This window comes from Flavobacterium araucananum, assembly GCF_002222055.1.
GTDB lineage: Bacteria > Bacteroidota > Bacteroidia > Flavobacteriales > Flavobacteriaceae > Flavobacterium > Flavobacterium araucananum.
Map to the genome: position 1 here is coordinate 1 of NZ_MUGS01000081.1, position 11,086 is coordinate 11,086.

Below are 11,086 nucleotides of genomic sequence, written 5' to 3' on the forward strand. Positions count from 1 at the left end.
GTTTTAGATTAAATTCTAAGTCGGAATTCTAAAAATTGATTTTATGGTCGATTTTGATTATGATTGTGTTTTGATAATACTTCTAGCGTAAAAGTGTTTTTTTGAAAGGCATTCTATAATTTTAAATTTCATGAAATTAGTTTTGTGGGTTATTTAAAATTTTGTCTTTTTTTTTGATGTGAACAATTTCAAATCTTAAATCTTAATCTTATGAAAATTCTATTTTTTACGCTATCGGTTTTATTTGCCAATATTGCAATTTCTCAAACACACCAAATTACAAAACACAATGGTGAACAACTTGATGTTAATTTTATTAAACTAGAAAATGATTTAGTTTATTATTCTTTGAACGGAAGTGCCGAAGAACATAAAATTAGTAAATATGCTGTTTCACAATTAACGAATAAACAAACCAATCAAACTCAAAAAATATCTGATAAAGTTATTGTAGATTCAAAATCAGATTATAAATTCGTTACTGTTTTATCTCAGGACAAAACAATTGGTTTAAAACAGGTAGCTAACTTTTCCGGAGTTTCGACAAAGACAAAAGGTGAACCGCCAATCGCTAATCAAAAGCATACGACTATGAGAATCAAAACAGAATCTGCTTCAAATGGATATCCATTTGTAAGTATTGTTCAAAAAGCAGATGGTAAGTATGAAGCTGTAGCTTATGTGTATTAAATTTAGTGTTAATTTTAATTAAATTACAATTAATCAATAATTTATAATTCAAAAAAAGAGTACCTTTATTAATCATTTAAATTTTAATATTATGTCAAAAAACGTAAATACAGTTGCAGCAATTTTAGCTGGTGCTGCAGTAGGAGCAGCGATCGGAATTTTATTTGCTCCGGATAAAGGATCAAAAACCCGTGCTAAACTCAAAGAAGGTTTAGATGATGCCAAGCATAATTTGCAAGATTCACTTTCGGCAAGTTCTCAGGTTTTACGTGAAAAATTTACACATGCAAAAGAAAATCTTGATGGAACTTACGGTGAGTTACTTTCTAATATGAGTTATAAAACAGAGGAAGTAATTGGTTTTTTAGAATCTAAACTGGCTGATTTAAAAGCACAAAACGCTAAACTTCAAAAATAATAATCCAGGAAGCACAAAGTTCAAGTTGATTTTTATGATTGCTTTGGTTATTTTTATTTTAGAATAATCAAAATTCAATTGTAGAGTCTGGAGCTTTGTGCTTCTTTTTTAATTTAAATTACTATTATGGCTTTTGAAGAATTAAAAGAAAACACTGAAAACATTCAAGATCAGGCCAAGGTTTATCTGGAGAGCCATTTGGCTTATTATAAACTTTGGGGTTTTAAGGTTGCGATGAAATCAACAACTTTAATTTTTAAGTTTACTTTGATTTTATTGTGTTTTAGTATGGTTATGATTTTTGGATCTTTTGCTGCAGCTTATGCTTTTGGATCTTTGTTTGAAAGTAATGCACTTGGTTTTTTAGCAGTAGGAGGGATCTATTTGATATTTACAATTTTGCTTTTTTTCTTAAAAGATAAAGTTGTAGAAGGTCCGATCTTAGAGAAATTTTCGGAAATCTTTTTTAATGATTAATTATGGAAACTAAAAAATACGCATCATACGCAGAAATCGAAAGAGATTTAGAAATTTTGAAACTCGAAAAAGATATTAATTACCAAAAATTGGTTTTAAGTTTTCAAAGAACCAAAGAGTCTATTACACCACATAGTATTCTTACGGGAGTTTTTTCTTCGTATAAAGAATATTTTACAAACTCATATCCACAAATTTTACAATCAATTTTTCCCTATATTATTAATTGGTTTATGAATAAAAAAAGAGGCAATTAAGCCTCTTTTTTATTATGTTTAATTATTTTGTTTCTGGTTCAATGTCATCTTCATAACCTGATTGAGGCTCGATAGGTTTTGGTTTTACAATCTTCTTATTGTTTTTCTTCATCATTTCACCAACTTGGTTTGATGCTGTAAACGATGCAACCATATTATTGAGCATATCACTACCGGCTTGAGGGGAGTTTGGTAACAAAATTAAGTTCGAATTTGCATCTGCACCAATAGCTTGCAGCGTATCATAATGCTGAGTTACAACAATTAGGGCAGAAGCTTCTTGAGAATTGATTCCAACATTGTTCAAAACTTCGACACTTTCTACCAGACCTCTTGCAATTTCCCGACGTTGATCTGCGATACCCTGACCTTGTAAACGTTTACTTTCAGCTTCGGCTTTTGCTTTTGCAACGATTCTGATTCTTGAACTTTCAGCTTCAAATTCAGCAGCCGTTTTTTCTCTGTCGGCAGCATTAATTCTGTTCATGGCATTTTTTACCTGAATGTCCGGATCAATATCAGTTACCAAAGTATTGATAATATCATATCCGTAAGTAGTCATTGCTTCATTCAATTCTCTTTTTACTGCAATTGCGATATCATCTTTTCTTTCAAAAACATCATCTAATTTTAGTTTCGGAACTTCGGCACGAACCACATCAAATACATAAGCTGTAATCTGATCGTGTGGATATTCAAGTTTATAAAAAGCATCGTAGACTTTTTCCTGAATAACTTTGAACTGAACCGAAACTTTCATTTTGATAAAAACGTTGTCTTTAGTTTTTGTTTCAATGATAACATCCAATTGTTGAATTTTTAGATTTACACGTCCGGCCAATCGGTCAACCAACGGAATTTTTAGTTGTAATCCTGAATTTCTAACGCTCAAAAATTTACCAAATCTTTCAATTACTACAGAAGATTGTTGTTTTACGGTAAAAAATGAAGACATTAAAATAAATAATCCGAAGACTATTAGAATAATAAATGCTGTACCCATGATGATATTGATTTAGTTTTTATGATCTGGTAAATTACGAATATTCTTCCAATTTCAATTTTTAAAAGCATAAAAAAAACGCTAAGAACATTTTATCAATGTGTCTTAGCGTTTAATTTAAAATTTAAAATATTATAAAGTTGCAATTGCTTTTTGAATTCTTGATATGGTTTCTTCTTTCCCTATAATTTCAATAATGTCAAATAGGTGAGGACCTTTTAATGCTCCAACTAAACTTAGACGGAAAGGTTGCATAACTTTCCCCATCCCAATTTCGTTTTTAGTCAACCAATCTTTTACAATTGTTTCGATATTTACAGAAGTAAAATCTTCGATATTTTCCAGTACCGAAATCAATTCCTGCATCAAAGCCGGAGTTTCTTCCTTCCAGTTTTTACTTGCTTTTTCATCATAAGATGTTGGAGCCTGGAAAAAGAAATCAGTTAAATCCCAAAATTCAGAAACAAAATGAGCTCTTTCTTTAATCAAAGAAACGATTCTTGTTGTCAGTTCGAGCGGAGTCGAGAACCCTTTTTCTGCCAAAATAGGAGAGAAGCTTTTCGCTAGATCTTCATTATTTTGTTTGATTAAGTATTGGTGATTGAACCATTTGTTTTTCTCCGGATCAAATTTTGCGCCAGATTTATGAACTCTGTTCAGGTCAAAAGATTCTACAAGTTCTTCCAATGAAAATAATTCTTTGTCAGTTCCGTCATTCCAACCTAACAAAGCAAGGAAGTTTATAACAGCTTCAGGAAAAAAACCTTTCTCTCTGTAACCTGATGAAATGCCTTCTTCAGTTTTCCATTCTAATGGAAACACAGGAAATCCTAATTTGTCACCATCTCTTTTGGATAATTTTCCGTTACCAACAGGTTTTAATATCAAAGGTAAATGTGCAAATTCCGGAGCATCCCAACCAAAAGCTCTATATAATAAAACGTGAAGAGGCATAGATGGCAACCATTCTTCACCACGAATTACATGCGAAGTTTCCATCAAATGATCATCAACAATATTGGCTAAATGATAGGTTGGCATTCCGTCACTTTTAAACAATACTTTATCGTCAAGTAAACTAGTTTCAAATTTTACATCACCACGGATAATATCTTTAAGATGTAATGTTTCATCAACCGGAGTTTTAAAACGAATTACATAATGTTCTCCATTTGCAATTCTTGTAGCAACTTCTTCAGCAGAAATTACCAGAGAAGTATCTAACTTTTCACGAATAGTATGATTGTAAATAAATGTTTTTCCATCTGCTTCTTGTTCTTTTCTCAAACTATCTAAAGCTTCCGGAGTATCAAAAGCATAATATGCCCAACCTGAATTGATCAGTTGCGCAGCATAAGTTTGGTATAAATCTTTACGATCGCTTTGTCTGTAAGGACCAAATTTTTCATTTTTCCCAACAGTTTCTTCAGGAGAAATTCCTAACCATTCCAGTGCTTCCATAATATAAGCTTCGGCACCAGGAACAAAACGGGTCTGATCTGTATCTTCGATTCTTAAATAAAAAACACCATTGTTTTTTTTGGCAAATAAATAATTAAATAGGGCAGTACGAACTCCGCCAATATGTAAAGGTCCTGTTGGACTAGGTGCAAAACGCACACGAACTTGCTTTGACATTTGTTTAAATTTTGATGCAAAGATACGTTTTATGATTTTAGATTTTAGAATGTTGATTTCAGATTTTTCTATCTTAGAACCTTAGCGTCTTAGTAACTTAGAATCTTAAAAGGTATTATTATAATTACTACTTTTATGGGTTATAATCAAAATAGATTCAACTTGAAAACAACATCTGCTATATACCAAAAGTTAGAAGCATTTATAAAGAAATATTACACCAACGAATTGATAAAAGGAGCACTTCTTTTTATTGGTTTTGGATTATTATATTTTTTGTTTACCCTTTTTATTGAGTATTTCCTTTGGTTAAAACCATTAGGAAGAACATTATTATTCTGGATTTTTATTGCAGTAGAAGTTTTTCTTTTGTTTCGTTTTATTTTATTTCCAATTTTTAAGTTGTTCAAACTTCAAAAAGGAATCGATTATAATCAGGCTTCGACTATTATCGGAAACCATTTTACTGAAGTAAGTGATAAACTAACGAACTTTTTGCAATTATCAGCGTCTGAGAATTCGATAGAAAGTTCAGAGTTGATGTTGGCTTCAATAGAACAAAAAGCAAATTCATTGCAACCAATTCCGTTTGGCAATGCAATCAATTTTAAAACAAATAAAAAATATTTACCATTAGCAATCATTCCAATTTTGCTTTTTGCTGTGTTTTATATTTCTGGAAACAGCAATATAATTTCTCAAAGTTTAAATAGAGTAGTTCATTTTAATGCTACATTTTTACCACCTGCACCTTTTAAGTTTGTGGTTCTAAATCAGAATTTGCAAACAGAACAAAACAAAGATTTTGTTATCAAAATGGAATCTGTTGGAAATATAGTTCCGGAGAATGTAATGATTCATATTGGTAACGAAAGTTATTTTATGGAATCATCTCAGCCTGGAAAGTTCGAATTCAAGATTGAAAAACCAGTATCGAATGTGGCATTTTCTTTCGAAGGAAATTCAGTTTCATCAGAAGATTATGAATTAAAAGTAATCACTGTTCCATCAATTGCGAACTTCGAAATGGTTTTAAATTTCCCTTCTTATCTAAAAAAGAAATCAGAAACCATTCAGGGAACTGGAAATGCAATTGTACCGGAAGGTACTTTGGTAACCTGGAAAATGAAAACACAATCGACTCAGGAGATTGTTTGGAAGGATGAAAACTCCGTTTTTAAGTTCAATAAAGCCGAAAATGAGTTTAAATTGGCTAAAAACATCAGTCAAAATACAGAATATCAAATTCTTACCTCTAATAATAAGGTCAAAAACTACGAAAAACTAGATTATCAGCTATCAGTTATCAAAGATCAGCATCCTACGATTACAGTAAGTCCAGCTCCTGATAGTTTAAAATTAGATAAAAATTATGTTCTGGGCAGATTAGGTGATGACTATGGTTTGTCGAAATTACAGGTTGTTTATTACGAACGCAACAAACCAAACACTGCAAAGCGAGGTACCATTCCGGTGAAGTCTGGAGTATTTGATCAGTTTGTTTTTAATTTCCCAAGTAATCTTGCTGTGCAGGAAGGAGTCTCTTATGAATACTTTTTTGAGGTTTTTGATAATGATGCGCCACATGGTTTTAAGAGTACAAAGTCATCTGTTTTTTCTGATCGTGTTTCGACTACAGATGAAGTTCATGATCTTGAATTGCAACAACAAAATGAGAATATCAATAGTTTAGAAAAATCGCTAAAGAATCAAACCAAGCAGTTTTCTGAAATGGATAAGATTCAGAAAGCAGGAAAGGAGAAAGATAATTTGGAGTTTAAAGATCAGCAAAAAGTAAATGATTTTATCAAACGTCAGAAACAACAAGACGAATTGATGAAACAATTTACGGAGAAAATGAATAAGAATCTGGATAAGTTTCAATCTGAAAAGAAAGATAAAACTGCCGATGATTTGCAAAAGCGTTTGGATAATGCTGAGAAAGATTTAGAAAAGAATCAGAAGTTGATGGATGAATTGAAGAACTTAAATGATAAATTGAATAGCGAAGAGTTGTTTGATAAAATGGAAAAGTTCAAACAAATCAGTAAAAACCAATCTCGTAATTTGGAGCAATTGGTTGAACTGACCAAACGTTTTTATGTATCTAAAAAAGCAGAACAAGTTGCAGACAAATTAAAGAAGCTTGCAGAGCAACAAGAGCAACTTTCTAATAAAGACAAAGAAAATACTCAAGACAAGCAAGAGGATATTAATAAAGCTTTTGATAAAATTCAGGAAGATTTAAAAGACTTGAAAGAAGAAAACAAGACACTAAAAGCGCCTTTGGATATTCCTGCCGATGCTTCAAAAGAAAAAGATGTGGAGAATGATTTGCAAAAAGCTTCAGAAGAATTGAGTAAAAAGAATTCTTCATCGGCTAAACCAAAGCAAAAAAGTGCAGCCAAGAAAATGAAAAGTATGGCTGAGCAAATGGATGCTGGTATGGAAGGTGGAGAGCAAGAACAATTAGAAGAAGATGTAGCAATGCTTCGTCAGATCCTGGATAATCTTTTGGCATATTCTTTATCTCAGGAAGATGTAATGAAACAGTTTAGATCTATGAAATTAGGTTCGTCTGCATTTACTAAGAACATTAAAATTCAGCAAAATCTAAAACAGCAGTTTAGATATGTAGATGATAGTTTGTTTGCTTTGTCACTTCGTAATCCTAAAGTTGCCGAAGATGTAACTAAGGAAATTGGAAACGTACAATATAATATAGATAAAGCAATAGAAAGTTTAAGCGACGTTCAGGTTCCAAAAGGAGTTTCGCACCAACAGTATGCAGTTTCATCTGCCAATAAGTTAGCTGATTTTTTAAGTGATTTATTAAACAACATGCAAATGTCGATGTCTAAACCTGGATCTGGAAAACCTAAACCAGGAGACGGGCAAGGAATGCAACTACCGGATATTATTCAAAAACAAAAAAGTTTAGGCGATAAGATGAAAGCAGGAATGAAACCCGGTGATAAACCTGGTGACAAACCGGGACAAGGTCAACAAGGTCAAAGTGGAGAAGGAAAGGATGGTCAGGGAAAAGAAGGTCAGGGAAAATCTGGTCAGGGAAAGAATGGAAATGGTAAAGACGGTCAAGGTAATAAAGGAGGAGAAAAAGGGAACGAAGGAAAAGACGGAAATGATGGGGAAGGAGATGCTGAAGCTATTATGGAAATTTATAAAGAGCAGGTAAAACTTCGAGAAGCTTTACAAAAAGAGTTGGCTAAACAAGGATTAGATTCTCAGGGAAAATCTGTAATAGATCAAATGAAAGCTTCAGAAAAGCAACTTTTAAATAAAGGATTTAAAAACGAGAACCTGCAACGTATTCTAAATATTCAGCAAGAATTATTAAAATTAAACAATGCAGTTCAGCAACAAGGACAAGATACAAAGCGTCAATCCGAAACAAATAAGGCTGAATTTTCTAATAGAACAAATGCATTGCCAAGCTCGTTATTGGATTATTTAAACAGTGTGGAGATTTTAAACAGACAATCACTACCTTTGCGCTCGAATTTTAATCAAAAGGTTCAAGAATATTTTAATACAAAATGATCAATTTTAATTACGAAACCGAATTTACTTTAGACAACGAGCAAACCTTTTCTGATTGGTTAAGCGCTGTGATCGTTTCTGAAAACAAAAACGAAGGAGAGATAAATTACATTTTTTGTGATGATGAATATCTTCATAAGATAAACGTAGAATATCTAAATCATGATACACTAACAGATATTATCAGTTTTGATTATACAGTTGGTAATGAACTTAACGGAGATATATTTGTTTCTGTCGAAAGAGTAGAAGATAATGCTAAGGATTTTAATGTTTCTTTTATAGAAGAATTAAAGCGTGTTCTTGCTCATGGTATATTACATTATTGTGGATACAAGGATAAGAGTGATTCTGAGGCTGAACTTATGCGTTCTAAAGAAGATGAGAAAATTGCAATGTTTCACGTGGAACAGTAATTAAACCACTTTCGAATATTAAGAATTTTATGTTCCACGTGAAACATGTTTATCTAGTTTGACAGGTTTTTATAAACGTTCCACGTGAAACATCTTCAAGGTTACGAAAGATATATGTTCCACATGGAACACATTAAGTAAAGTTTTAAAAGAGTTTAAGAAACCCGATCAGGAATTTTATAATATTAGGTATAAAATGTTTCAAGTGGAACATGAAATAATCAGATTTAATTTTAGCTTTTCTTGTTCGAAAATTCTATTCTTAAAGCGTTCCACGTGGAACAAGATATGCTTGAAAGGTTAAAATTTTTAGGTATCGAATATTTGAGATTGTTTAAGTGATGTTTCACGTGGAACAGTTTTTGAAATTTTGAGGATTGAATTTAAGTTTTTGTAATCATGGAAGTTTGGATTTTTATACTGAGATTTCATTTATGAAGTTGAGTTTTCTTTCGAAGGAATTAAGAATGTTTCACGTGGAACAGAAGTTTTGTTTCGAAAATTTTGATCGAAAGATTGAATAATGTGTTTATTTAATCTGTTCCACGTGGAACAGATTTTAGTTGTTTAAGACGTAATCTGTGTTTTTAGATTGTGTGCTTGATTTTGAAAATTTGAATTTTGCGCGTTAGCGCCGTTCCACGTGGAACAAAAGAATTAAAAAGTAATTCTGAGAATCGCCTTAAACGGTTTGCAGAGAATAATAAAACAAAATGTTTTTAGAAGAATACGATGTTATTGTAGTTGGTGCAGGTCATGCTGGATCTGAAGCCGCGGCAGCGGCCGCAAATTTGGGATCAAAAACTTTATTGGTTACCATGAGTCTTCAGAACATTGCACAGATGTCTTGCAACCCAGCGATGGGAGGAATTGCAAAAGGACAAATTGTGAGGGAGATTGATGCGTTGGGAGGATACTCAGGAATTGTTTCTGACCGAACTGCAATTCAATTCAAGATGCTGAATAAATCAAAAGGACCTGCAATGTGGTCGCCAAGAGTTCAAAGTGATCGAATGCGTTTTGCCGAAGAATGGAGAATGATGTTGGAGGGAACTCCAAATCTTGATTTCTACCAAGAGATGGTAAAAGGTTTGATTATTGAGAACGGAAAGATAAAAGGAATTAAAACTTCGTTAGGAGTAGAGATTAGATCGAAATCTGTTGTGTTGACAAACGGGACTTTTTTGAATGGTTTGATTCATATTGGAGAAAAACAATTTGGTGGAGGTAGAGCAGGTGAAAGTGCTGCAACCGGTATCACGGAAGATTTGGTTGCTGTAGGTTTTGAATCTGGAAGAATGAAAACCGGAACGCCACCACGAGTTGATGGTCGTTCTTTGGATTATTCTAAAATGAACGAAGAAAAAGGAGATGCAAAACCGGATAAGTTTTCTTATTCGGATTTAACCGTTGCGCTAACACATCAAAGATCTTGTCATATGACATATACGTCTTTGGATGTTCATGATATTTTGAGAGAGGGTTTTGACCGTTCGCCAATGTTTAACGGAAGAATCAAAAGTCTTGGACCAAGATATTGCCCTTCGATAGAAGATAAGATTAATCGTTTTGCTGATAAAGAACGTCACCAATTATTTGTTGAGCCCGAAGGTTGGAATACTTGCGAGGTTTATGTAAATGGATTTTCGACTTCGCTTCCGGAGGACATTCAGTTTAAAGCATTGCGTTCTGTAGTTGGTTTTGAGAAAGTGAAATTCTTTCGTCCAGGTTATGCGATCGAATATGATTATTTCCCGCCAACACAATTGAAACATACTTTGGAAACGAAGTTGGTTGAAGGTTTATATTTTGCCGGACAAATAAACGGAACAACAGGATATGAAGAAGCAGCTTCGCAAGGTTTGATGGCTGGAATTAATGCGCATTTAAAAGTGCATGAAAAAGCGCCGCTAATTCTGAAACGTGACGAAGCGTATATTGGAGTTTTGATTGACGACTTGATTACAAAAGGAACGGAAGAGCCATATCGTATGTTTACATCAAGAGCAGAGTATCGAACATTGTTGCGTCAGGATAATGCCGATTTTAGATTAACACCAATGTCGCATGAAATTGGTTTGGCATCTGAGGCACGTTTACGCCGAATGGAAAAGAAATTGAATGAGTCTGAAAAGATGGTTGCTTTCTTTAGAGAGACGAGTGTTTCGGTTGCAGAAACAAATCCAATTCTCGAAGCAAAAGAAACAGCTCCAATTACACAAGGTGATAAGATGTTTAAAGTTTTCTCACGTCCGCAAATTGATTTGGAGGATATGATGAAATTTGAAAAAGTAAAGGAGTATATAGAATCAAATGATGTAGATCAGGAAATTTTAGAACAAGCCGAAATTCAGGTGAAGTATTCCGGTTATATCGAAAAAGAAAGAAATAATGCTGATAAGCTAACTCGTTTAGAAGAAGTGAAGATTCCGGAGAATTTCGATTACGATAAAATAAAATCAATGTCTATTGAAGCAAAACAAAAGTTAAGCAAAATTCGTCCTGTAACAATTTCTCAAGCATCAAGAATAAGCGGAGTGTCACCAAGTGATATTTCCGTATTGTTGATTTATATGGGAAGGTAATTGATTTCTGATTTTAGATTTTAGATTGTTGATTGTTGATT

General features: G+C 32.9%; 9 protein-coding genes. 7 read left to right on the top strand and 2 right to left on the bottom strand.

Annotated features, from left to right (window positions below):
- Nucleotides 1–210: 210 nt before the first annotated feature.
- The 4 genes from B0A64_RS23675 to B0A64_RS23690 all read left to right on the top strand — a co-directional run bounded on the left by B0A64_RS23675 (nt 211) and on the right by B0A64_RS23690 (nt 1,842).
- Nucleotides 211–690 carry a hypothetical protein gene (locus tag B0A64_RS23675; RefSeq protein WP_089481929.1) on the top strand — a complete coding sequence of 160 codons (480 nt, stop codon included), beginning with the start codon at nt 211–213 and terminating at the stop codon, nt 688–690.
- A gap of 91 nt (nt 691–781) precedes the next feature.
- Entirely contained in the window at nt 782–1,108 is a 327-nt protein-coding gene (locus B0A64_RS23680) for a YtxH domain-containing protein (protein ID WP_089481930.1), read from the top strand.
- A 126-nt stretch (nt 1,109–1,234) separates the two neighbouring features.
- On the top strand, nt 1,235–1,585 hold the full coding sequence (locus B0A64_RS23685) for a competence protein (protein ID WP_089481931.1): 351 nt from the start codon (nt 1,235–1,237) through the stop codon (nt 1,583–1,585).
- Nucleotides 1,586–1,587: 2 nt separating this feature from the next.
- Nucleotides 1,588–1,842, top strand: a complete 255-nt coding sequence (locus B0A64_RS23690; protein WP_089481932.1) for a DUF6327 family protein — start codon at nt 1,588–1,590, stop codon at nt 1,840–1,842.
- Between the two features lie 22 nt (nt 1,843–1,864).
- Here B0A64_RS23690 and B0A64_RS23695 read toward each other — a convergent pair whose 3' ends face one another.
- The gene (locus B0A64_RS23695) at nt 1,865–2,845 is read right to left on the bottom strand and encodes an SPFH domain-containing protein (RefSeq protein WP_089481933.1); all 981 of its coding nucleotides are present in this window, start codon (nt 2,843–2,845) and stop codon (nt 1,865–1,867) included.
- Between the two features lie 132 nt (nt 2,846–2,977).
- Nucleotides 2,978–4,483 (bottom strand): glutamate--tRNA ligase, encoded by a 1,506-nt coding sequence (gene gltX, locus B0A64_RS23700; protein WP_089481934.1) that lies wholly within the window; start codon nt 4,481–4,483, stop codon nt 2,978–2,980.
- Nucleotides 4,484–4,645: 162 nt separating this feature from the next.
- On the opposite strand from gltX, the gene B0A64_RS23705 reads away from it, so the two are divergent.
- The 3 genes from B0A64_RS23705 to mnmG all read left to right on the top strand — a co-directional run bounded on the left by B0A64_RS23705 (nt 4,646) and on the right by mnmG (nt 11,045).
- A complete protein-coding gene (locus tag B0A64_RS23705) occupies nt 4,646–8,044 on the top strand; it encodes an O-antigen polymerase (RefSeq protein WP_089481937.1) in 3,399 nt (1,132 codons plus the stop codon).
- Nucleotides 8,041–8,460, top strand: a complete 420-nt coding sequence (ybeY, locus tag B0A64_RS23710; protein WP_089481935.1) for an rRNA maturation RNase YbeY — start codon at nt 8,041–8,043, stop codon at nt 8,458–8,460. The genes B0A64_RS23705 and ybeY overlap by 4 nt, the downstream gene beginning before the upstream one ends.
- Nucleotides 8,461–9,173: 713 nt before the next feature.
- On the top strand, nt 9,174–11,045 hold the full coding sequence (gene mnmG / locus B0A64_RS23715; RefSeq protein ID WP_089481936.1) for a tRNA uridine-5-carboxymethylaminomethyl(34) synthesis enzyme MnmG: 1,872 nt from the start codon (nt 9,174–9,176) through the stop codon (nt 11,043–11,045).
- Nucleotides 11,046–11,086 lie beyond the last annotated feature (41 nt).

Bases quoted from the DNA above. Each gene is read 5' to 3' on its own strand.
- B0A64_RS23680 (WP_089481930.1), top strand. From the start codon at position 782: ATGTCAAAAAACGTAAATACAGTTGCAGCAATTTTAGCTGGTGCTGCA.
- B0A64_RS23695 (WP_089481933.1), bottom strand. From the start codon at position 2,845: ATGGGTACAGCATTTATTATTCTAATAGTCTTCGGATTATTTATTTTA.
- B0A64_RS23690 (WP_089481932.1), top strand. From the start codon at position 1,588: ATGGAAACTAAAAAATACGCATCATACGCAGAAATCGAAAGAGATTTA.
- mnmG (WP_089481936.1), top strand. From the start codon at position 9,174: ATGTTTTTAGAAGAATACGATGTTATTGTAGTTGGTGCAGGTCATGCT.
- B0A64_RS23685 (WP_089481931.1), top strand. From the start codon at position 1,235: ATGGCTTTTGAAGAATTAAAAGAAAACACTGAAAACATTCAAGATCAG.
- gltX (WP_089481934.1), bottom strand. From the start codon at position 4,483: ATGTCAAAGCAAGTTCGTGTGCGTTTTGCACCTAGTCCAACAGGACCT.
- ybeY (WP_089481935.1), top strand. From the start codon at position 8,041: ATGATCAATTTTAATTACGAAACCGAATTTACTTTAGACAACGAGCAA.
- B0A64_RS23675 (WP_089481929.1), top strand. From the start codon at position 211: ATGAAAATTCTATTTTTTACGCTATCGGTTTTATTTGCCAATATTGCA.